This window comes from Yinghuangia soli (assembly GCF_021502675.1).
Lineage (GTDB): Bacteria > Actinomycetota > Actinomycetes > Streptomycetales > Streptomycetaceae > Yinghuangia > Yinghuangia soli.
The window spans coordinates 445,881-468,133 of sequence record NZ_JAKFHA010000004.1; the positions used below are offsets into that span (position 1 = coordinate 445,881).

General features: G+C 73.1%; 20 protein-coding genes. 11 read left to right on the plus strand and 9 right to left on the minus strand.

The window, feature by feature from the left end; translation table 11 throughout:
• Positions 1 to 149 precede the first annotated feature (149 nt).
• Complete coding sequence (locus tag LZ495_RS11075; RefSeq protein ID WP_235051905.1) at positions 150 to 842, plus strand: TIGR00266 family protein; 693 nt, start codon at positions 150 to 152, stop codon at positions 840 to 842.
• A gap of 23 nt (positions 843 to 865) precedes the next feature.
• On the opposite strand, the gene add is transcribed toward LZ495_RS11075, so the two are convergent.
• From add to LZ495_RS11100, 5 genes are all read right to left on the minus strand, one after another.
• Positions 866 to 1,921, minus strand: coding sequence for an adenosine deaminase (gene add / locus LZ495_RS11080; RefSeq protein WP_235051906.1), 1,056 nt, complete (start codon positions 1,919 to 1,921; stop codon positions 866 to 868).
• Between the two features lie 699 nt (positions 1,922 to 2,620).
• The gene (locus LZ495_RS11085) at positions 2,621 to 2,821 is read right to left on the minus strand and encodes a hypothetical protein (protein ID WP_235051907.1); all 201 of its coding nucleotides are present in this window, start codon (positions 2,819 to 2,821) and stop codon (positions 2,621 to 2,623) included.
• Positions 2,822 to 2,928: 107 nt separating this feature from the next.
• Entirely contained in the window at positions 2,929 to 3,888 is a 960-nt protein-coding gene (locus LZ495_RS11090) for a GlxA family transcriptional regulator (RefSeq protein WP_235051908.1), read from the minus strand.
• Positions 3,889 to 4,125: 237 nt separating this feature from the next.
• Positions 4,126 to 4,929: an ABC transporter ATP-binding protein gene (locus tag LZ495_RS11095; RefSeq protein WP_235051909.1), complete on the minus strand. Its 804-nt coding sequence runs from the start codon at positions 4,927 to 4,929 to the stop codon at positions 4,126 to 4,128.
• Positions 4,926 to 6,005 (minus strand): ABC transporter permease, encoded by a 1,080-nt coding sequence (locus LZ495_RS11100; protein ID WP_235051910.1) that lies wholly within the window; start codon positions 6,003 to 6,005, stop codon positions 4,926 to 4,928. The genes LZ495_RS11095 and LZ495_RS11100 overlap by 4 nt, the downstream gene beginning before the upstream one ends.
• A gap of 244 nt (positions 6,006 to 6,249) precedes the next feature.
• Here LZ495_RS11100 and LZ495_RS11105 point away from each other — a divergent pair, with 244 nt between their 5' ends.
• Together LZ495_RS11105 and LZ495_RS11110 are read left to right on the plus strand one after the other, a co-directional pair.
• On the plus strand, positions 6,250 to 7,584 hold the full coding sequence (locus LZ495_RS11105; protein WP_235051911.1) for a sensor histidine kinase: 1,335 nt from the start codon (positions 6,250 to 6,252) through the stop codon (positions 7,582 to 7,584).
• Positions 7,581 to 8,249, plus strand: a complete 669-nt coding sequence (locus LZ495_RS11110; RefSeq protein WP_235051912.1) for a response regulator — start codon at positions 7,581 to 7,583, stop codon at positions 8,247 to 8,249. Before LZ495_RS11105 ends, LZ495_RS11110 begins: the two co-directional genes overlap by 4 nt.
• Before the next feature lie 130 nt (positions 8,250 to 8,379).
• Here the strand turns inward: LZ495_RS11110 and hpnH are convergent, their stop codons facing one another.
• Positions 8,380 to 9,384, minus strand: a complete 1,005-nt coding sequence (gene hpnH / locus LZ495_RS11115; protein ID WP_235051913.1) for an adenosyl-hopene transferase HpnH — start codon at positions 9,382 to 9,384, stop codon at positions 8,380 to 8,382.
• A 103-nt stretch (positions 9,385 to 9,487) separates the two neighbouring features.
• On the opposite strand from hpnH, the gene LZ495_RS11120 reads away from it, so the two are divergent.
• The 5 genes from LZ495_RS11120 to purB all read left to right on the plus strand — a co-directional run bounded on the left by LZ495_RS11120 (position 9,488) and on the right by purB (position 15,528).
• Entirely contained in the window at positions 9,488 to 10,102 is a 615-nt protein-coding gene (locus LZ495_RS11120) for a TetR/AcrR family transcriptional regulator (RefSeq protein ID WP_235051914.1), read from the plus strand.
• Between the two features lie 99 nt (positions 10,103 to 10,201).
• Positions 10,202 to 11,218 (plus strand): EamA family transporter, encoded by a 1,017-nt coding sequence (locus LZ495_RS43950; RefSeq protein WP_268822581.1) that lies wholly within the window; start codon positions 10,202 to 10,204, stop codon positions 11,216 to 11,218.
• A gap of 95 nt (positions 11,219 to 11,313) precedes the next feature.
• Entirely contained in the window at positions 11,314 to 12,228 is a 915-nt protein-coding gene (locus tag LZ495_RS11130; RefSeq protein WP_235051915.1) for an LLM class F420-dependent oxidoreductase, read from the plus strand.
• Between the two features lie 348 nt (positions 12,229 to 12,576).
• The gene (locus LZ495_RS11135) at positions 12,577 to 14,010 is read left to right on the plus strand and encodes an Ig-like domain-containing protein (protein ID WP_235051916.1); all 1,434 of its coding nucleotides are present in this window, start codon (positions 12,577 to 12,579) and stop codon (positions 14,008 to 14,010) included.
• Between the two features lie 72 nt (positions 14,011 to 14,082).
• Positions 14,083 to 15,528, plus strand: a complete 1,446-nt coding sequence (purB, locus tag LZ495_RS11140; RefSeq protein WP_235051917.1) for an adenylosuccinate lyase — start codon at positions 14,083 to 14,085, stop codon at positions 15,526 to 15,528.
• A 680-nt stretch (positions 15,529 to 16,208) separates the two neighbouring features.
• On the opposite strand, the gene LZ495_RS11145 is transcribed toward purB, so the two are convergent.
• On the minus strand, positions 16,209 to 16,571 hold the full coding sequence (locus LZ495_RS11145) for an MmcQ/YjbR family DNA-binding protein (RefSeq protein WP_235051918.1): 363 nt from the start codon (positions 16,569 to 16,571) through the stop codon (positions 16,209 to 16,211).
• A gap of 142 nt (positions 16,572 to 16,713) precedes the next feature.
• Between LZ495_RS11145 and LZ495_RS11150 the strand changes: the two genes are divergently transcribed.
• Positions 16,714 to 18,312, plus strand: a complete 1,599-nt coding sequence (locus tag LZ495_RS11150) for an alkaline phosphatase D family protein (RefSeq protein WP_235051919.1) — start codon at positions 16,714 to 16,716, stop codon at positions 18,310 to 18,312.
• Between the two features lie 86 nt (positions 18,313 to 18,398).
• Here LZ495_RS11150 and LZ495_RS11155 read toward each other — a convergent pair whose 3' ends face one another.
• Both LZ495_RS11155 and LZ495_RS11160 read right to left on the minus strand, forming a co-directional pair.
• Positions 18,399 to 19,757 (minus strand): RNA polymerase sigma factor, encoded by a 1,359-nt coding sequence (locus LZ495_RS11155; RefSeq protein ID WP_235051920.1) that lies wholly within the window; start codon positions 19,755 to 19,757, stop codon positions 18,399 to 18,401.
• The gene (locus LZ495_RS11160; protein ID WP_235051921.1) at positions 19,730 to 20,149 is read right to left on the minus strand and encodes a YciI family protein; all 420 of its coding nucleotides are present in this window, start codon (positions 20,147 to 20,149) and stop codon (positions 19,730 to 19,732) included. Before LZ495_RS11160 ends, LZ495_RS11155 begins: the two co-directional genes overlap by 28 nt.
• A 133-nt stretch (positions 20,150 to 20,282) precedes the next feature.
• Here LZ495_RS11160 and LZ495_RS11165 point away from each other — a divergent pair, with 133 nt between their 5' ends.
• On the plus strand, positions 20,283 to 21,524 hold the full coding sequence (locus LZ495_RS11165) for a GDSL-type esterase/lipase family protein (RefSeq protein ID WP_235051922.1): 1,242 nt from the start codon (positions 20,283 to 20,285) through the stop codon (positions 21,522 to 21,524).
• A 6-nt stretch (positions 21,525 to 21,530) separates the two neighbouring features.
• The gene (locus tag LZ495_RS11170; protein ID WP_235051923.1) at positions 21,531 to 22,187 is read left to right on the plus strand and encodes a maleylpyruvate isomerase N-terminal domain-containing protein; all 657 of its coding nucleotides are present in this window, start codon (positions 21,531 to 21,533) and stop codon (positions 22,185 to 22,187) included.
• Positions 22,188 to 22,253: the final 66 nt, after the last annotated feature.

The following is a 22,253-nucleotide window of genomic DNA, read 5'->3' on the forward strand; positions in this document are numbered from 1 at the left end:
TCCGGGTTCGCTGCCGTGGATCTGACGATGTGTCACGTGACCTGGATATACCAACCGGGCTGCGGTTTCGAGAGGCGGGTGGGAGGTAACCCTCCCCGGGTCGCGCCGCTCGACCCCGGCGCCGCGCGACCCGCCGCCGAACGGAGCACATGATGAAGGTCGATCTGCGCCACAACCCCTCGTTCACCGTCGCCCGCTGCGTGCTGGCGGGCGGCGAGAAGATGCGTGCGGAGAGCGGGGCGATGCTGGCGCACAGCGCGGGCGTCACCTTCGAGGCGAAGGTCGAGGGCGGCATGATGGCCGGGCTCAAGCGCAGCGTGCTGGGCGGCGAGTCGCTGTTCCAGACCACGTTCACGGCGCCCGGGCCGGGCGGCTGGGTGGACGTCGCGGCGAACCTGCCGGGTGACGCGATCACCATCGACCTCGGGCCCGGCCAGGACCGCTTCCTGCTCACCAAGGGCTGCTGGCTGGCCAACTCCGCGGGCGTGGCGATCGACACCAAGTGGGGCGGCGCCCGCAACCTGTTCGGCGGCGAGGGCGGCTTCCTGGTCGAGGCGAGCGGCCAGGGCGTGGTGGTGGCGAGCTGCTTCGGCGCGCTGGACGTGATCGACCTGGACGCGGGGGAGCAGGTGGTGATCGACACCGGGCACGTGGTGGCCTATGCGCCGACCATCGCGTTCCAGATCCGGCGCGCGGTGGCAGGCCGCTCGATCCAGAGCATGAAGTCGGGCGAGGGTTTCGTCTTCGACTTCACCGGCCCGGGACGCGTGCTGCTGCAGTCGCGGAACCCGAGCCAGATGATCTCCTACCTGACCGCCAACATGCCGGGCTCGCGGGCGTAGCCCGGCACGTCGGCGTCCGGTGGTCAGGCGCCGTCGGCGGTCGCGGCGTAGGTGTCGATCTCGGCGAGCAGCTCGCGCTTGCCGTCCGCGTCCAGGAAGGATGCGCGGACGCCGTTGCGGGCCAGCTCCAGGATTGCCGGGGTGCCCAGGCCCAGGTCGCGGACGAAGCGGTACTCGCCCTGCAGCGTGGTGCCGAACATCGGCGGGTCGTCGGAGTTGAGGGTGACCATGAGGCCCTCCTCGATCATGCGCGGCAGCGGGTGGTCCTCGGGCCGCGCGACCGCGGAGGTGCGCAGGTTGGACGTGGGGGACACATCGAGCGGCAGCTGCGTGTCACGCAGGTGGGCGACCAGCTCGGGGTCGTCCATGCTGCGGATGCCGTGCCCGATGCGGTCCGCCTTGAGCGCGCGGACGGCCGACCACACGCGGTCCGCGCCCTCGACCTCGCCGGCGTGCGGCAGGCTCTTCAGGCCCTCGGCGCGGGCCCGGGCGAACACCGCCTCGAACTGGTCGCGTTCGACCTCGATGCCGCCCACGCCGAAGCCGATGACGCTGGACGGGCCGTGCTTCAGGACGGCGTCCAGGGTGAGTTCGCCCGCCTCGGGGCCGAACTGGCCCGCGAAGTCCGGGATCCAGCGCAGCCGGATGCCGGTGTCGCGCTCCGCGTCGCGCCGCCCGGCCTCGATGCCCGCGAAGACGACCTCGGCGGGGATGCCGCGCACGAGGTGGCTCTGCAGGCTGACGTGGACCTCGGCGTACCGCACGTTCTGCGCGGCCAGCGAGCGGCCGGTCTCGGCGGCCAGCAGGGCGAAGTCCGCTTCGTCGCGCAGCGCTTCGACGGAGGCCACGTAGACCTTGATGAAATGCCCGAAGTCCTGGAACTCGTACCAGGATTCGATCGCCTCGACGGTCGGCGGAATGGTGTCCAGGCCGTGCTTGCGGGCCAGCGTGAGGAGGGTCGCGGGCAGCAGCGAGCCCTCGAGGTGGACGTGCAGCTCGGCCTTGGGCAGGCCGGCGAGGAAGGCGTCCGTGGCGCTGCCGGGGGCGGCTGCGGCGGCGGGGTCTGGGGCGGTGGTCACGGAGCGGGTCCTCCCGGGCGGGTCATACGTTGCACCTATTCGACCATGCCGCGCCGCGGAGCGAGGCCCGGGGCCTGCGATGATCACGCGGCGTGGTCGGATGATCAGGTGACACGTGACGATTCGGGCGGTGACACGTGTGACCGTTGCGCATCTGTTGACTTCCTTGACTCGAACCACGAATCTCTGCGCGAGAGACCGGACGCGAGCCGACAAAACCGCAGATTGCGGATCATCTGTCGACGGGCCCGCGGCCTCGCGCCACCGCCCGCCCCGCAGCACCTGACGCCCGGTCCGTCCGCACCACCTGCGCCGCCCAGAGCCCCGCAGCACCACGCTCCGCCACCGCCCCGCCCGGCTCCGAAGCCCGCCGCCGCGGGCCCACATTCCCGGCGCCGCATGCACCCCGGACGCATGCGGCGCCGGACGGGCGACAGGTGTGCGGGACGGCCGTCCGGGACCGGGGGTGCCGGGGTGGACGGCGTCGGGATGCCGCCGAGTGGCGCGGGACGCAGGCGAGGAGACGCCACACGCTGCTCGCCGCGCCAGGGGGGCCGGGTGGCGGCCGCGCCGGGTCGGACCCGGACGCGGCCGGTGGGTATGCGGGCAGTGGCCTGTGTCACGCCTGGGGAGACGTTGTCCGCAGCGGCCGTACCGGCGCCGCGCTCAGGGGTCCGGGACGGTCCGCGTTCCCCGGCGTCAGCCGGATTCCGCGGGGCGGTCGGGGGACTTGGTGCGGTGGGCGTCGTTGGCGTCGCCGGTGCGGGCGTCCGTGCGGCGGCTGCGGGCCAGGTAGTCGAGGGCGATGAGCTCGACGGCGTCCTGCGGGTTCTTGGTGCCGGACTGCAGCATCAGGTCGATCGCCAGGTCGGCATCCAGCGAGACGGTCACCTTGGCCACGGGCGCTCCTTGATCGTGTCGATCGTGATCAGCGGGACTCCGCGGCAGGATAGGCCGCCCGCCCGGCCCGCGGCCAGGAAGCAGGGCGTGCGCGGGGGCGCGCGGGGTCAGGCCGCGCCGCGGAAGACGCGGCGGTAGGCCTGCGGCGTGGTGCCGCGGCGCTTGAGGAAGTGGTGGCGCAGCGTCGCCGCGCTGCCGAAGCCGGTGCGCGAGGCCACCGCGTCGACGGTCATGTCGGTCTCCTCGAGCAGCTCCTGCGCGGCGAGCACGCGCTGCGCGGTGAGCCACTCGTACGGCGTAGTGCCGGTCTCCTGCTGGAACTTGCGGGCGAACGTGCGCGGCGACATCAGCGCGTGGGCGGCCATCTGCTCGATCGTCACCTCGTCCGCGAGGCTGTTCTGCAGCCAGTCGAGGGTGGCCTGCATCGGGCTCTCCTCGGGCGCGGGCAGCGGGCGGGCGATGTACTGCGCCTGGCCGCCGTCGCGGTGCGGAGGGACGACCATGCGGCGCGCGATCGCGTTGGCCACCCGGCTGCCGTCCTCCTGCCGCACGATGTGCAGCGACGCGTCGATGCCGGCCGCGGTGCCCGCGCCCGTGACCACGCCGGAGTCCTCGACGTACAGGACGTCGGGCTGCACGAGCGCGCGCGGGTACTCGCGGGCCAGGCGCTGCGCGTACATCCAGTGCGTCGTGCAGCGGCGGCCGTCCAGGAGCCCGGCCTCGCCCAGCACGAAGGCGCCCGAGCACACGCTCAGCACGCGGCCGCCGCGGTCCACGGTGTCGCGCAGCGCCTGCAGGAGCGAGTCGGGCAGCGGCTCGGCGCGGTCGTGGTCGCCGGAGGCCGGGACGACCACGAGGTCGGCCTGCGCGATGCGGTCCACGCCGTGCTCGACGTCGATCGAGAAGCCGCTGTTGGTCCGGACCCGGCCCGGCCGGTAGGTGGCCAGGGCGAAGTCGTAGACCGGCAACCCGTGGTCGCCGCGGTCGATTCCGAACACCTCGCAGGCGACCCCGAGTTCGAAGGGATGCACACCGGGGATGGCCACCGCGACGACGTTTTTCAGCATGCCTGACACTCTGCCAGATCCCGGCACCGATTGGCAGGATCTTGTTCTGGGATGGCAGTACTGCCACTCGTGGCTACGGCCGCCAGAGGCCAATCTGGATGCATGACGACGACGATTCTCCCCCTCGCCTTCCTGCTCCTCATCGCCTTCCTGGGCTTCCGCGCCGCCACCGGCCGCGTCGCCGACAGCCGCGACGGACAGGACTGGCAGCCCGGCAGTATGCCCTTGGCGGCGCGGTCAGCCGATACCGCCGACGGGGGCGGCGGCACGGCCGTCCGGACCGGCGGCGGCCTCGACGGCGGCGGTACGGGCGGCGGCAAGTCGCCCGTCCTGGAGCGCCACTTCCCGGTCCACCAAGTCGAGCTGGTCGCGGTCGTGGGTGACCATCACCGTGGCGACGCCGTGCTCGTGGGTGAGCGCGCGCAGCAGCGCGACCACTGACCGGCCGCGCTCGTGGTCGAGTGCGGAGGTCGGCTCGTCGACCAGCAGGACGGCGGGCCGGCCCATCAGGGCCCGGGCGATCCCCACCCGCTGGCGCTCCCCGCCGGACAGCTTGTGCGGCCGCCGGCCCGCCTTGCCGGCCAGGCCGACCTGGTCGAGCAGATCCAGCGCCCGGGCCCGCACGGCCCGCGGCCGCTGCCCTGACAGGTGCGCGACCAGCAGCAGTTGGTCCAGCGCGGTCAGCGACTCCAGCAGGTTCGCCTGCTGGAACACGAATCCGATCCGCTCGCGGCGCACCCGGCTGCGCCCGGCGTCGCCGAGCGCGGCGACGTCGACGCCCTCGACCGCCACCCGGCCGCGGTCGGGGGCGGCGAGCGTCCCGGCCACCGCCAGCAGACTCGACTTGCCCGAGCCGGACGGGCCGGTCAGGGCCAGGAGTTCGCCCGCCGGGACGCTCAGCGACACGGCGTCCAGGGCGGTCAAGCGGCGGTCCCCGTCGGGGTAGGTGAGCGTGACGTCCGCCAGTTCGAGGACCGGCGCTGACGCAGGGATCGCGGTGTTCGCGGCGCTCACGGCGTTCGAGGCGTTCGAGGCGTTCATCGGGCGGCTCCCAGCGCGGTGATCGGATCGACGGTGACGACCTTGCGGACCGCGAGCGCGGCACCGACCAGGCCCAGCGCGGTCATCGCACCCAGCGGGACCAGCACCGTCGACGCATCCGACACGAACGGCACGAACTGCGACGCCACCGAACCCAGCGCGGTCCCCGCCGCGGCGCCCAGCAGGCCGCCCGCCACGAGCACCATCAGCGCCTGGGCCAGCGCATCGCGCAGCAAGTAGCCGCGCGAGGCACCCATCGCGCGCACCACCGCCAGGTCGCGGCCGCGCTGGATCGTCCACACCGTGAAGAACGCGCCCACGACCAGCGCCGAGACCAGCAGCAGCAACCCCTGGATCAGCAGCAGCGAACCCCGCTCCGCCGCGTAGCCGCCGACCGCGTCGTACGCATCGTCCTTGGCGACCGTCACGGTCCCGGCGGCCGCATCGGCGGCCTTGGTGTCGGCCCCGCCGGACAGTTCGAGCGCCACCGCGGTGGCCCCGTCGCTGCGGGTGATCTGCTGCCATGTCGCGAACGGCACGTACGCGACCGGGGTGTGGCTGAACGACCCGGTCGAGGCGAACCCGGCCACGGTCAGCGGGATCCCCGACACCGTGACGCGCCCGCCGACCGCCACGCCCGCGTCCTCCGCGAGCTGCTCCGGCATGAGGATCTCGCCCGGACCGGGCAGCCGCCCCGCGGTGGGCTCGGGCGCCAGACCGGTCTCCGGGACGGTGCCGAAGAACGTCGCCGCCGCGGCCCGCCCGTCCGGACCGGTCACCCGGTTCGTCGAGACGCCGAGCGGCTGCGCCGAGACCACACCGGGCCGGCCCTGCCACTGCTCCCATTGCGCGCGGGTGACCGTGCTGCCGGTGAACGACAGGTCCTGCCCCTTCGGCGGCTTCTGGAACGCCAGATCGCCGACCGGCAGGCGCTTGAGGCCGGAGATGCCCTCGTTGCCCAGGCCCGCGGTCAGCCCGGACAGCATCACCACCATCAGGACCATGAGCGCGACGACCGTGCCGAGCAGGGCGAACCGGCCCCGCGCGGCCCTCAGGTCCCGCATCGCGATGAACACCCGGCGACTCCTCGCTCTGTGCCTTGTTCCGTGCCTTGTTCCATGCCTTGCGCCGTCTTGTCGCAGTCTTCTGCGCCCGGTCTCCCGGACCCTCACCACCGTCGCCGAAACCGGCCCGCGCAGGCATCGCACAGCGGTTCACCCCGGGCGCGTCAATAGACGGCGCCGGATATCCATCGAAAGGCGGAGTCCCCCGGACACCCGGTCCGACGCGCCGATACCGGATGATCGAAGGGTCATGGAAATGCCCGCACCGACTCCGCCGCCCAGCGCCGACCCGGCCGCTCCGGCCTCCCCGCCTGTGCCGCAGAACGCTGCGGACGCCCCGGCGATGGCCGTGATCGGCCTCATGGTGCACGCCATGTTCGGCGCGCTCCTGGTCATCGCCGCCATCCGCACCGCAGCGGTCGGCGACCCCTCGGCCGGCACCGTGGCCTGTTCGTCCGCCCTCGCGCTGCTCACCGCCGCCTGGTACGCGTTGGGCGCGCTGCGCACCCGCGGCCCGCACACCGAGGGGCGTACGCGCGTGCTGTGGCTGCTCGGCCTCACCGGGCTGTGGGTGCTCGCCGTGGCGGTCTCGGTCGAGTACATCTGGGTCGCGTTCCCGCTTTTCCTGCTGCACCTCTACCTGCTGCCGCCGGTGCCCGCGCTGTCCGCGGTCGCCGCGCTCACCGCCGTCTCCGCGGGCGGGTACGCCTGGCACACGGGCGAGTTGTCGGTCCCCGCGGTCCTCGGCCCGGCCACCGGGGCGGTCGTCGCGGCCGTCATGATGTACGTCTACCGGGCCCTGCACCGCGAGGGCGAGGAACGCCGCCGCCTGCTCACCGACCTCGTCGCCGCCCAGGTCCGGCTCGCCGCGCACGAGCGCGAATCCGGCCGCCTGGCCGAACGCGAACGCCTCGCCCGCGAGATCCACGACACCGTCGCGCAGTCGCTGTCGAGCATCGTGCTGCTGCTCCGCGCCGCCCGCGACCCGGCGACCGCCCCCGAGGCCGCCCGCGAACAACTCGACGTCGCCGCCGACACGGCACGCAGCGCCCTGGACGAGGCCCGGCGCTTCGTCGCCGCACTGGCCCCCGCGGCGCTCGACGGCCGGGCGCTCACCGAGGCACTGGACCGGCTGACCGCCGAGGCGGGCGCGCTGGGCGCCGACGCCCGCTTCGCCGTCGAGGGCGACGACCACGAACTCCCGGTCCCCGTCGAGGCAGCCCTGCTGCGCATCGCCCAGGGCGCGCTGGCCAACGTCCGAGCCCACGCGGGCGCCCGGACCGTACGCGTCACGCTGACCTACCAGCCCGACGAGGTACGCCTGGACATCGTGGACGACGGCCGCGGCTTCGACCCCGCGGCCCCGCGCGACGCGGGCGCCGAGGGCACCGGCTTCGGCCTGCGCGCGATGCGGGCGAGATTGGCCGAGATCGGCGGCGCACTGACCGTGGAGTCGGCCTCGGGAGAGGGAACGGCGATCGGTGCCACAGTGCCGTTGCTGACCCGGACGGCCGAGGACGCGGAGCCGGAGCGCGGCCAGGCCCCGACCGACATGCGTATCGACACCACGCCTCGGGGAGGCGCTTTATGACCGAGTCCGACAGCCACGGCAGCGATTTGCGGGTGCTGCTGGTCGACGACCATCCCATCGTGCGTACCGGCCTTCGGGCGCTGCTCGCCGCATCGCCGGGCGTGACGCTGGTCGGCGAGGCGCCGGACGGCGAGCGCGGGGTGGCGCTGGCCGGGGCGGCCGGCGAAGGCGACGGTGTCGGGCCCGATGTGGTGCTCATGGACCTGCAACTCGGCGCGGGCATCGACGGCGCCGAGGCCACCCGCCGGATCCGGGCGCTGCCCGAACCGCCGCGCGTACTGGTGCTGACCACGTACGACACCGACGCCGACATCGTGCGCGCGATCGAGGCCGGCGCCACCGGCTACCTGCTCAAGGACGCCGAGCCGGCCGACCTGCTGGCCGCGATCCGGGCCGCCGCGCGCGGCGAGACCGTCCTCGCGCCGCCCGTCGCGTCCCGCCTGGTGTCGCGTATGCGCGAACCCGACCGCAACCTCACCCCGCGCGAGGCGGAGATCGTGCAGCTGGTCGCGGACGGGCACGCGAACCGGGCGATCGCCAAGCGGCTCTTCGTCACCGAGGCCACGGTGAAGTCGCACCTGGTCCACGTGTTCGGCAAGTTGGGCGTGGAGAGCCGGACCGCGGCGGTCGCCGAGGCCCGCCGCCGCGGGATCCTGCGCGCCTGACGCCGCTGAGCCGTCCGGCGCAGCGACACGCCGACACCGGCCGCGACACGCCGCGACACGCCGCGACACGGCGGCGGGGCGGGACCGGAAGCTTCCGGTCCCGCCCCGCACGTTGGATGCTGAACGAATGTCAGCCGCTGACCACCGCGCGCAGGCTCTCCTTGAGGGAGCCCATGGTGGCGAGGACGGCCGTCGGCTCGTAGCCGCAGTGCGCCATGCAGTTGTCGCAGCGCGGGTCCTTGCCGCGCCCGAAGTTGTCCCACTCGGTGGTCTCGATGAGCTCCTTGTACGTCTGCACGTACCCGTCGCCCATCAGGTAGCACGGCTGCTGCCAGCCGAGCAGCGAGTAGGACGGGATCGCCCACGGGGTGCACTCGAACTCGCGCTTGCCCTCGAGGAAGTCGAGGAACAGCGCGGAGTGGTTCAGGCGCCACTTCTTGCGCTTGCCGTCGGCGAAGGCCTCGCGGAACATCTTGCGGGTCTGCTCGACGCCGAGGAAGCGGTGCTGGATCGGCGCCTTCTCGTACGCGTACCCGGGCGAGATCTGCATGCGGTCGACCTTGAGGTCGTCGTTGAGGTAGTCGAGCACCTCGCGGACGGACTCGGGCGAGTCGGTGTTGAAGAACGTGCTGTTGGTGAAGACCTGGAAGCCCGCGTCCTTGGCCATCTTGATGGCCGCGACCGCCTCCTTGAACACGCCTTCCTTGGCCACCGCCGCGTCGTGGCGCTCCTCGAGGCCGTCGAGGTGGATCATCCACGCGAAGTTGCGGTTCGGCTTGAACTTGTGCAGGTGCTTGGGGAGCAGCACCGCGTTGGTGCACAGGACGACGAACTTCTTGCGGCGCAGCAGCGCCTCGACGATCTTGTCGATGTCCTTGTGCATCAGCGGCTCGCCGCCGGCCAGCGAGACCATCGGCGCGCCGCACTCCTCGACGGCGGCGACGACCTGCTCCACGGGCATCCGCTTCTTGAGCACGTCGTGCGGCTGCTGGATCTTGCCGCAGCCTCCGCACTTCAGGTTGCACGCGAACAGCGGTTCGATCTCGACGATCATCGTGAACTTGTCGTTGCGCTTGATCTTCTGCTTGACGAGATGCGTACCGATCTTCGCGGCCAGGTTCAGCGGCAGACCCATGGTGGCCTCGCCCCTCTCTCCCCGTCAGGCGGGCGTTTGGTTGCCCGGGACCCCCGGTTGCTGTCAACATCAACATACAGCTTGTATGTCACGGGAGCGTTGTATGACTGTCACGCGTCGGGCCCAACATGTCGCCGACACCCGCGACGCTCTTGTCAAAGCGGCCCGCGAGCTGTTCGCGGAACGCGGGTACGCCGCGACCGGCACCGAGGAGATCGTGGCCCGGGCCCGGGTCACGCGCGGCGCGCTGTACCACCACTTCCGCGACAAGAAGGCCCTCTTCCAGGCGGTCATGAACGACGTCGCCGCCGAGGCCGCCGAGGCCCTGGTGACGCATGAGCTCCGGTATGCCCAGGATCAGCCCGGCGAACCCTGGGACCAGCTGCGGCACGGTTTCCAGTCCTTCCTGGACGTGTGCACCACCGGCGACTTCCAGCGCGTCGTGCTGATCGACGGGCCCGCGGTGCTCGGCCCGGGGGCCTGGGACCAACTGGTCGACGAGCACGGCCACGGGCTGCTCGCGGAGTGGCTGCGCAAGGCGATGGCGAACGGCGAGATCGACGAACTGCCGGTGGCCCCGCTGGCCCGGCTGCTGGCCGCGCTGATCTCCGAGGCCAGCATGTTCACCGCCCGCGCCGAGGACCCGGACGCGGCGCGCCGCGAGGCCGGGCAGGTGGTGGACCGGGTGCTGCAGGGGCTGCGGCGTACCGAGGCATGACCTGCGGTTGATCCGGTTTTGGTGGCTTTTACCGCCCGCGTCATACGTTTGATGGGGGTGGTGCAGACCACTCCCCGGCCATTCCGTACCGTCGAAGGCATGAACCCCCGCGCCCTGCTCGACCCCCGCACCAACGGCCAGGCAGTCCTCCTCGTGCTGGCCGGCGCGTGCTCGATCCAGTTCGGCGCGGCGTTCGCGGCCAAGCTCTTCCCGCGGGTCGGTCCGGAGGGCGCGGTCACGCTGCGCCTGGTGATCGCCGCGCTGATCATGCTCGCGATCGTGCGGCCCAAGATCCGCGGCCGGTCGCGTGCCGACCTGGCCACCGTCGGCGCCCTCGGCTTCGCGCTGGCCGGCATGAACCTGTGCTTCTACGAGGCGATCGCCCGCCTGCCGCTCGGCCCCGCGGTCACCCTCGAATTCCTCGGCCCGCTCGGCCTCGCGGTGGTGCTGTCCCGCAAGCTGCGCGACATGTTCTGGGTGGTGCTCGCCGCGGTCGGCGTGCTGATGCTCGGCGAGGGCGGCTTCTCCGGGCTGGACGGCGTCGGCGTGGTCTACGTCTTCGCGGCCGCGGGTTTCTGGGCGGCGTACATCATGGTCGCCACCCGCACCGCGCGGACGTTCAAGGGGGTCGACGGCCTCGCCCTGGCGATGGCGGTAGCCGCGGTGCTGGTTCTGCCGTTCGGCATCGCGGGCGCCGGGACCGCGCTGGTCGAGCCGGGCGCGCTCGGCTTCGGCGTGGTCGTCGCGCTGATGTCCTCGGTGCTGCCGTACTCGTGCGAGATGCTCGCGATGAAGCGCCTGTCCGCGGCCACCTTCGGGCTGCTGGCCAGCCTCGAACCCGCGGTGGCGGCGGTGGCCGGACTCGTGGTCCTCGACCAGACGCTCGGCCTGGTGCCGGTGGCCGGCATCCTCCTGGTCGTGGCGGCCAGCGCGGGCGTGACGCTGACGCAGACGCAGGAATCCGATCCGCCGGTCTCGGAGGCCGTGTCGGATGCCGGGGCGGTCACGCACGAGCCGCAGAAGGTCCACGAGCCGCAGAAGGTCCACGAGCCGCGCGAGGTCCGCGAGGTCCGCGAGGTCCGCGAGCAGGATTCCGCGTCGCGCGAGCGGCGCTGACGCGCCCGTCCGGGAATCATCGCGCGGGGCTGCGGAGTTGCCCCTGCGTACCGCAGACAGCGAGCGACGCACGGAATCGGGAAGGCGGAGTGCATATGACCGAGACGGAGCAAGGCGGGGCCGGCAGCGGGAACGGCGGCGGCGCGTACGCGGGGCGCATCGCGCTCTGGGAGCGGTTCGACCGGTTCGGCGCGGAGCCGGACGTCGCAGGCGCGGGCGCCGAGGCCGAGGAACTGGGCTACGCCGCGGTCTGGATAGGCGGCGCGTTCCCGGGCTACTTGTTCGAGAACGCCCGCGCGATGCTGGACGCCACGACCCGGCTGACGGTCGCGTCCGGCATCCTCAACATCCGCATGTTCCCGATCGCCGACACGCTCGCCGAGGTGGCCGCCCTCGACAAGGCGCACCCGGACCGCTTCCTGCTCGGACTCGGCGTGAGCCACGAGGAGTTCATGCGCCGCGACGGCGAGGAGTACAAGCCGCCGCTGGCCGCGATGCGGGAGTACCTGGACGGTCTGGACGCCGCGGGCATCGGCGAGGACCGCCGCGTGCTGGCCGCGCTGGGGCCGCGCATGCTGGCGCTCGCGGGGGAGCGGAGCGCCGGGGCGCACCCGTACTTCACCACGCCCGCGCACACCGCGGAATCGCGCGCGGCGCTGGGCGAGGCGCCGTTCCTGGTGCCCGAGCAGAAGGTCCTCCTGGAGACCGACCCGGCGAAGGCACGCGGCCTGGCCCGCGAGGGCATGCAGCTCTACCTGGGCCTGGCCAACTACGCGAACAGCCTCAAGCGGCTCGGCTTCACCGACGAGGACCTCGCGGACGGCGGCAGCGACCGGCTGGTCGACGCGATCGTGGCGTGGGGCGACGAGGAGACCGTCGCGGCGCGCGTGCACGAGCACCTGGCCGCGGGTGCGGACCAGGTGGCCGTGCAGGTGCTGCACGCCGATCCGGGGGCGACCGGCCTGCCGCGCGCGGAGTGGCGGCGCCTGGCCCCGGCGCTGCTGGGGTAGCCGGGAGCCTGCTGCGCGCTGTCCAAGCCCGCTGCCCAAGCCCGCTGCCCAAGCCCGCACCCCAAGCCCGCAGCCCAAGCCCGGAGCCCACGCCGCAGCCCACGCCCGCAGCCCATGCCGCATATCCGCGGCCCCTGGACCGCGCTGTGTGCGCCTGTACCGGCCCGAGCCGTACCTCCCCTGGACGGCTCGGGCCCTCGGCAGGTGGTGGCAGCTGGTGGCAGTTTGGTGCGTTCGGGGGGTTCGGCGGCGGCGAACGGGTGGCACGGCAGGTGAAACGGTTCCGGGTGTGCTTCGGCGGGGTGTCTTCGGCGACACCGATCCGACGACACGACTGGGACGCGGCACATGCCTATCGACACCCCGGGATCCTTCTGGCGCCGCCGCGTCCCGGCGGCCGCGCTCACCGCCGTGGTCGCGGTCCCGTTCGCGGCCGCGGCGGCCGGGGCCGCGGTCTACGCGGACTGGACCGTGCCCGCACCGGACGGCACCATGACGCTGCCCGCGGCCGGACTGCCGCCCGCGACCGTGACCTCGGACAGCAGCGCGCCTTTGGTGGCCAGTGGATCGTCCGCGTACCTGAACGCGAGCACACCGTTCGGGAGCGTGTTCGGCAGCTCGCGCGGGCGCCCGTACCTGGCGTTGAAGACCGCGACGGGCAACGCGCCGTCCACCACGACGATCACCTTTGCCACCGCGCCCGCGGCGGGTACGTGGGGCTTCGCACTCGGCGACATCGACGCCGACCATGTGTACATCTCGGCGACCGGGCCGGACGGGGTCGCGCTGACCAACGCCGAGCTCGGGTTCCAGGGCACCTTCAACTACTGCCAGGGGTCGCCGAAGCCGTCGTCCTGCGGCAGCACCGGGCCGTTCGACGACGTGCCGACCTGGGACGAGGCGAATGCCGACCTGATCGGTAACGTCATCGACACCTCGGGTGCCTCGGGCTGGCTGCGGCCCACCAAACCGGTCAAGAGCCTGACCTTGAAGTTCGTCGTGCAGAGCGGCATCCCGCTCTATCAGCTGTGGGTGGCCGCGCTCACCCAGAGCGTGGGCGGCACGGTCACCGGGGACTCGCCCTGCGGACTGCCGAACCAGACCGTCCTGCGGCTGCTGAAGCCCGACGGCACGCCGGTCGTCGGACCGGACGGCGCGCCCATGACCACGACCGCCGCCGCGGACGGCTCTTACGCATTCGACCCGCTGGCCCGCGGGAACTACCGGGTCGCGGTCGACGTCCCGCGCGGGTACACCGCGACCGACACCGCCAAGCCGGCCGACGCCACGGCCGGCGACGCCCTGGCCACCGACTTCAGGCTGGGCTGCCGGCCCACGGTGATCAGCGGCCGGCCGACGCCGCCGCAGCCGGAGCCGGGGCGGCCGATCCTGATCACCCTGCCGCCCGAGATCGTGCCGGAGCGGCCGGTCGTGATCGTGCAGCGCCCCGAGCACGGCACCGTGGTCCAGCGTCCCGGCGGGCTCGAGTACGTGCCCGAACCCGGCTACACCGGCAAGGACACCTTCACCTACACCGGCCGCGACGCCGAGGGCAAGACCGTGATGGAGACGGTGACGCTCTCGGTCGCGGCCGCCCCGAAGCCCAAGCCCACCCCGACCGCGAAGCCGGCCCCGCCCAAGCCGCAGCCGCGGCCCGCACCGCCCGTCCTCGCCGACACCGGCTCCCGGTACGCGGCCGAACTGGCCATGGCGGGCCTCGGATCGGTCCTGGTCGGCGGCGCGCTGGTGGTCTTCGCGGCGAAGCGCCGGTCCGAGGACTGAGCGCCGGTCCCGCACCCGTCCGGCGGATGCCGCCGGGCGGGTGCCGGACCCGGGCCATTAAGCTTGCCGAACGTGACGCCCCAGCCTGCGAGCAAGCCCCGCATCCCGAACGTCCTCGCCAACCGCTACGCCTCCGCCGAGCTGGCCACCCTGTGGTCGCCCGAGCACAAGGTCGTACTCGAGCGCCGCCTGTGGCTCGCCGTCCTGCGGGCGCAGGCCGACCTCGGTATCGAGGTGCCGGCCGCGGCGCTCGCCGACTACGAGGCCGTCGTCGAGGATGTCGACCTGGCGTCCATCGCCGAGCGCGAGCGGGTCACCCGCCACGACGTGAAGGCCCGCATCGAGGAATTCAACGCGCTGGCCGGGCACGAGCACGTGCACAAGGGCATGACCTCGCGCGACCTCACCGAGAACGTCGAGCAGCTGCAGATCCGGCAGTCCCTCGAACTGGTCCGCGACCGCGTCGTCGCGGTCCTGGCCCGCCTCGCCGAGCTGGCCGCGGACAACGCCGAGCTGGTCATGGCCGGCCGCTCGCACAACGTCGCCGCGCAGGCCACCACCCTCGGCAAGCGCTTCGCCAGCATCGCCGACGAGGTCCTGGTCGGCTACGCCCGCCTCGAAGACCTCCTCGGCCGCTACCCGCTGCGCGGCATCAAGGGCCCGGTCGGCACCGCGCAGGACATGCTCGACCTGCTCGGCGGCGACCAGGCCAAGCTCGCCGAGCTGGAAGGCCGCGTCGCCGCGCACCTCGGCTTCGACGCCACGCTGGTCAGCGTCGGCCAGGTCTACCCGCGCTCGCTCGACTTCGACGTCGTCTCCACCCTGGTCCAGCTGGCCGGCGGCCCGTCCTCGCTGGCCAAGACCATCCGCCTGATGGCCGGCCACGAGCTGGTCACCGAGGGCTTCCAGCCCGGCCAGGTCGGCTCGTCCGCGATGCCGCACAAGATGAACACCCGCTCGTGCGAGCGCGTCAACGGCTTCATGGTCATCCTGCGCGGCTACATGTCGATGACCGCCGAGCTGTCCGGCGACCAGTGGAACGAAGGCGACGTCTCCTGCTCGGTGGTCCGCCGGATCGCCCTGCCGGACGCGTTCTTCGCCTTCGACGGCCTCATCGAGACCTTCCTGACGGTCCTCGCCGAGTTCGGTGCGTTCCCCGCGGTCATCTCCCGCGAACTGGACCGCTACCTGCCCTTCCTGGCCACCACCAAGGTCCTCATGGGCGCGGTCCGCGCGGGCGTCGGCCGCGAGACCGCGCACGAGGTCATCAAGGAGCACGCGGTCGGCTCCGCCCTCGCGATGCGCGAGCAGGGCGCCGAGCGCAACCAGCTCCTCGACCGCCTCGCCGAGGACGACCGCCTCCCGCTCGACCGCCCGGCCCTGGACGCGCTCCTCGCCGACCGCCTGTCCTTCACCGGCGCCGCGGCCTCCCAGGTCGCCGAGGTCGTCCGCCGCGTCGAGGACGTCGCGTCCCGCCACCCCGAGGCCGCCAAGTACCGCCCCGGCGCGATCCTCTGACGCAGCACCACCACACGAAGGCCGGGCCGGACACCCTCCGCCCGGCCTTTGCCGTACTCGGCCTCCGGCCCGTCCGCAGGACGCGCGTCGCGGGACGGGGAAAGACTGCTGCAGCGACGTCCGACCCGTCGACCATGCCTGTCAGCCGGCATCGCTAGGATCGCGGCCCTGCGTCCGGCTCTCCGAGATGAGGTCCCGTGCGGCACAAGCTCGTTGGTGCGTGGTTCGGCCCGGCGGCAGTCGCCGCGGCGGGGGTGCTCGCGTTGAGCGGCTGCACATCTTCGTCCGAGGATTCCGGACGTCCGGCGCCTACCCCGACGCTCACCGCGAACAGCCCGGATACCCCAGCGAGTTCCCCCAGCACCTCGGTTTCCCCGGCACCCGGCAGCACGTCCGCTGCCCCTGAGTCCGCGTCCCTGGCCGCGGTGCCGTCGACGACCCGGCCCGTACCGAAAGCGACAACCGCCAAGCCCGCACCGAAGACCGCCAAGCCGGCCTCGGTGAAACCGCGCCCGGGCTCGTGCGACCGGCCGGTCACCCCCGAACAGGCAGCCATGTGCCCGGCCCCGCGGCCGACCGGAGTCGGCGACGGTCCCCAGCAGACCGGCGACGGCGCCGGCCCCCGCCCACGCACCGACGGCCCACAGGGCGGGTGACCCCGCCCCGGATCGGCACGCGGCTCAGGCGTCCGGCGGGACTTCTGCGTCGTAGGCCTTGATCACGCGTTTGGGGGCGGTCAGGCGCCAGGCCTCCTCGACCAGTTCGGCCAGTTCCTCGTGGTCCACCTTCGCGAGCACCACGTCGATCCAGCCGAAGCGGCCGAAGAACGGCTGCGGCGAGAAGATGTCGGGATCCTCCTCGACCAACGCGGCCTGCGTCTCGCGCGTGGCCTTGAGGCACACGGTGGGAGCGTCGTAGCCCATCATCCCGAACATCTTCTTGCGCACTCGGAACGTGGGCTGGTCGCCCCACGCCTCGATCACCACCTCCTCGGCCTCGGGCAATGCGAGGAACATGGCGCGTACGTCTTGCTCGGTGGGCATGTGATCATTCCTACCCCATCGACCCGACACGGCGTGGACCGGACGGGGGCCGCGTCGGTGTGCGGCGTCGCGGATAGACCGAAATGGAATACCAGGAGGAAGGCGTTCCGGTCGGTTGCGGGCGCTGTTAACTTCGCGCGCCATGACCAGAATTCCTCTGCATCGCCGCGACTTCATCCGCATCACCGCCGCGGCCTCCGGGGCTGCCGCGGTGGGCGCCGTCGCGGCCCCTTCCGCGCAGGCCGGCGAGGCCACGGCCGCAGGTGCCACCTCGCCCGGCGCGTTCCTGCACGGCGTCGCCTCCGGTGACCCGCTGCCCGACGGCGTGGTCATCTGGACCCGCGTCACTCCCGGTGCCGACTGCGGCCCTGGTTCGCGGCGCGGGCCGTCGGGCCTCGTGTTCTGGGAGGTGGCCGCGGACCGCGAGTTCCGGCGCCCGGTACGCGTCGGGCTGGCCCGGACCGGGCCCGAGCGCGACCACACCGTGAGCGTCGACGTCCGCGGGCTGCGCCCAGGGACCACGTACTACTACCGGTTCCGTACGCTGCACGGGCGCTCGCCGGTCGGCCGGACGCGTACTGCGCCGTCCAGCCGCCAGGACGTGGCCGGGCTGCGCTTCGGTGTCGCGTCCTGCGTCAGCTACGGGAACGGCTACTTCGCCGGGTACCGGCACCTCGCGCAGCGCGGGGACCTGGATGCGGTCATCCATCTCGGCGACTACATATACGAGTTCGCCTCGAAGGCAGGCCACCCGGGGAGCACCGAGGTACGCCCGATGCAGCCCGAGCACGAGTGCGTCACGCTCGCCGACTACCGCACCCGGCACGGCCAGTACCGCACCGACCCGGACCTGCAGGCCATGCACGCCGCGGCGCCGATCATCGCCACCTGGGACGACCACGAACTCGCCGGCGACGCCTGGGCGCAGGGCGCCCGCGACCACGACCCGGCGACCGAGGGGACCTGGGCGGCGCGGGTCGCGGCCGCGAAGCAGGCGTACTTCGAGTGGCTGCCGGTGCGGCAGAACGTGCCCGGCTCGACGCAGCGGCGCCTGGCGTACGGCAAGCTCCTCGACCTGACCATGCTCGACCTGCGCAGCTTCCGCTCGCAGCAGGTGCTGCCGACCGACGCCGCGGGGCTGGCCGACCCGTCGCGCACCATTGCGGGCCGCTCGCAGATGGGCTGGCTGAAGGACGGCCTCGCGCGCAGCACCGCCGCGTGGAACCTGATCGGCACCTCGGTCATGGCCGCGCCCTGGCGGCTGCCGACCGGCCAGGCGAACCCGCCCACGACGTGGAACGCCGACCAGTGGGACGGCTACCAGGCCGAGCAGAAGGAGCTGTTCACGCACCTGCAGAACCTCGGCAAGAGCAACACGGTGTTCCTCACCGGCGACCTGCACTCGTCGTGGGCAGGTGAGGTTCCGGCACCCGGCGGAGGGGCGCCGGTGGCCGCGCAGTTCGTCGTGACGTCGGTGACGTCCACCCCGTTCGCGAGCCTTTACCCGGCCGGGTACGGCGCGCAGATCGTCGGCGCCATCCTCAAGATGAACCCGCACCTGCAGTGGGGCGAGGCGGAGGCCAACGGGGTCGGGATCCTCGACGTGACCGCGGCCCGCGTGCAGTTGGACTGGTACAAGGTCGCCGACCGGAAGCTCCCGGACAGCACGGTCGCGCACCTCAAGTCGTTCCAGGTGGACGGCACGACAAAGCGCGTCGGACCGGCGGCGAACCCGGTCTGACCGGTCTGCGGCGAAGGCGGTGGCACGGGCGACGCGCAGGTGCCCGCCCACCGCCCGAGCCGCGGAAGCGCCGGCCCGTGGGCGCACTAGTGCGGCCCGTTCGGCGAGGGCGGCAGTGCCTCCGCCTTCCGTAGCAGGACCGACCTCTCCCTCGGGTTGGCGCACAGGCGGGCGGCCAGGTCGAGTTCGCCGCGGGCCTCCGCGGTGCGGCCGAGCCGGGTCAGGAGCTCGCCGCGCACGGTCGGCAGCAGGTGCGAACCGGACAGGCGCCCCGACACGGCCAGGTCGTCCACGATGTCGAGGGCCTGCTGCGGGCCGTACGCCATCGCCACCGCGACCGCCCGGTTGAGCTCGACCACAGGCGACGGCGCCACCCGCCCGAGCGCCTCGTACAAGATCACGATGCGCTCCCAGTCGGTGTCCGGCACCGACCGGGCCGCGGCGTGGCAGGCCGCGATCGCCGCCTGGAGGCCGTACGGCCCCAAGCCCCGGCCGGCCCCGACAGCCCGGTCCAGCGCCGCCTTGCCGCGGCGCATCGCGGCCCGGTCCCAGAGCCGGCGGTCCTGGTCCTCCAGCAGCACCGGTTCGCCGTCCGGCCCGATGCGGGCCGGGAAGCGCGCCGCGGTGAGCTCGAACAGCGCCAGCAGCCCGTGCACTTCCGGTTCGCCGGGCTGCAGTGCGGCCAGGGTGCGGGCCAGCCGGATCGCCTCGTACGCGACGTCCGGGCGCAGCAGGTCGCCCCCGCCCGTCGCGGTCGAGCCCTCGGTGAAGATCACGTAGAGCACGCTCAGCACGCCGCCCAGCCGGGCGCCGCGCTCCTCGGCGGGCGGCAGCGCGAAGGGCACGCCCGCGGCCGCGATCGTCTTCTTCGCGCGCGTGATGCGCGCCTGCACGGTCGGCACCGGTACCAGGAACGCCCGGGCGATCTCCTCGCTCGTCAGGCCGCCGACCGCGCGCAGCGTGAGCGCCACCCGGGCCTCCGGGGAGAGCACCGGATGGCAGGCCACGAACATCAGCGCGAGCACGTCGTCGCCGACCCGGTCCGGATCCCACGGCAGGTCGTCCGGCGCCGTGCCGGGCGGCGGTGCACCGGCCGCCGCCTCGCCCTCGGACAGCCGCCCGGCCAGCACCGCATACCGCGCGTCGCGCGCCGAGCGGCGGCGGAAGCTGTCGATCGCGCGCCGCCGCGCGGTGGCCAGCAGCCAGCCGACCGGATTGTCCGGGGCGCCGTCGCGCGACCACGTGACGAGGGCCTCGGCGAGGGCCTCCTGGGCCACGTCCTCGGCCAGTTCGAGTTCCCCGGTGTAGCGGGCCAGCGCGCCGACGATCCGCGCCGACTCGATGCGCCACACCGCCTCGACGGCCCGCCGCGCCGCCTCGGCGACGTGCGGCGGGCCGTTGCCGTCGGCGTCCGGGCTCAGAGCTGGCCGGTCCGCTCGCGCCACGCGCGCTCCTTCACGATCCACTCGTTGTCCTGCGGGAACTCGTCGATGCTCGGCACCCGCCGGATCTCGCACTTGGAGCCGGGGACGGCCGGGAGGCGCTTGGCCCACTCGACGGCCTCCTCCTTCGAGGCAACCTCGAGGACGTAGAAGCCGCCGAACAGCTCCTTGGTCTCGCCGTACGGCCCGTCGGTGACCACCGGGGTCTCGCCGCTGTAGTCGACCACCACGGTCTGCGCGGGATCGTCCAGGCCCTCGGCGGCGACCAGCACACCGGCCCGGATCAGCTCGTCGTTGAAGCGCCCGATGGTCTCGAGCATCTCCTCGAAGGGGATGTCCATCATCTTGGCGTAGGACTCGTCGCTGCCGCGCAGGATCAGCATGTACTTGGCCATGGCCGCTCTCCTCGGGTGAAGGGGGTCGCTTCTCGACCTTCTCACTGCAAGGTCGAACGGGCGCTCCGGCGATCGACACGGCACGCGGAAAAATCTTCCGGAGGGATCCGGAGCGATTTGGGATGCTGGGCGGATGACTTCTCCGGATGCCGACCCGTCCCGCCCCGACCGCCCCGGCAGCCCGTCCGCCGGGCCGCTCATCAGCACTGCCGTGACGGCGGAACTGCTCCGCGGTGCCCTCGAGCTCGAAGCCGGCGGGCGCGGCGTGATCCCGCACCGGCTGCCCGCCTGGGCCCGGGCGCAGGGCGCAGACGGCCAGCTGCTGATGGCGGAGTCCCAGCCTTCGGGCGTACGCCTGGCCTTCCGCACCCGCGCGACCGCCGTCGAGCTGGACGTCGTGCCCACCAAACTCGCGTACGTCGGCGCCCCGGCACGCCCCGACGGCGTCTTCGACCTGCTCGTCGACGGCGTGCTCACCGGGCAGGCGACCGTCCCGGCCGGCGACGTGATCACCATCGACATGGCCTCGGGCACCGCCGAGACCACCCCCGGTCCGGTCGGCACCGCGCGGTTCGCCGGGCTGTCCGACGCGGACAAGGACATCGAGATCTGGCTGCCGCACCGCGAGGCCGTCGAACTGGTCGCGCTGCGGACCGACGCCCCGGTCACCGCGCTGCCGGACCGCGGCCGCCGGACGTGGCTGCACCACGGCAGCTCGATCAGCCACGGCTCCGACGCGGCCAGCCCCAGCACCACATGGCCCGCGGTCGCGGCCGCGGCGGGCGGCGTCGAGCTGACCAATCTGGGCTTCGGCGGCAGCGCGCTGCTCGACCCGTTCACCGCCCGCGCCATGCGCGACACGCCCGCCGACCTGATCAGCGTCAAGATCGGCATCAACGTGGTGAACCACGACCTGATGCGGCTGCGCGCCTTCGTGCCCGCGGTCCACGGCTTCCTCGACACCATCCGCGACGGCCACCCGGCCACTCCGCTGCTGGTCGTGTCGCCGATCCTGTGCCCGATCCACGAGTACACCCCCGGCCCGTGCGCGATGGACTTCGGCCGGATCGCCGAAGGGCAGCTCAGCTTCCGGGCCACCGGCGACCCGGCCGAGGTGGCCGCGGGCAAGCTGACCCTCTCGGTCATCCGCGACGCGCTCGCGCGCATCGTCGCGCAGCGGGCCGCCGAGGACCCGAACATCCACTACCTCGACGGCCGCGAGCTGTACGGCGAGCCGGACGCGGACGCGTACCCGCTGCCCGACCTGCTGCACCCGGACGCCGCGACGCACCGGCTCATCGGCGAGCGGTTCGCGGTCCGCGCCTTCGCCCCGGACGGCCCGCTGAGCCCCAAGGCGACCCCGGGGGAGGCCTGATCCGCCGTGGACCTCTTCACCTCGACCTGGGCCGCGCTGCGCGCCGCGGTCGCCGACCTGCCCGACGAGGACTTCGCCCGGCCGTCCGGCTGCGCCGGCTGGCTGGTCCGCGACCTGGTGTGCCACCTGGTCATCGACGCGCAGGACGTCCTCATCACGCTGGCCACCCCGGCTGCCGGGGCACCCACGCGCGACGCGGTCACGTACTGGGAGGTCGCCGACACGCCGCCGACCGGCGGCGACCCGCTTGACGCGCTCATCGTCCGGCTGGCCGCGGCGTACGAGGAGCCCCGGCTGCTCAAGTTCCACCTGGACGACGTCGGCTCCGCGGCCGGCCGGGCCGCGGGGCTCGCCGACCCGGACGCCCGCGTCGCCACGCGCGGACACGTGCTCTCCGCCCGGGACTTCCTCGGTGCGTATGTCCTCGAATGGACGCTGCACCACCTCGACCTCGCGGCCCATCTCCCCGACGTGCCGGGGCCTCCTGCGGAGGGCCTGGCCCGGACCCGCGCGATGCTGGAGCAGATCGCAGGCGGCGCTTTCCCGGCCGAACTCGCGGACCGGGACGCCCTGCTGATCGGCACCGGACGGCGGCTCCCCACCGCCGCGGAGCGGGCCGGACTGCACGGACCGGCCGCGCGGATCCCGTTCATCCTGGGCTGAGCCGCCCCGGCAGGCGGATGCGGAGAGTAACCGGAGAGTCGCGTTCCGCGTCGGCTTTGTCCAATA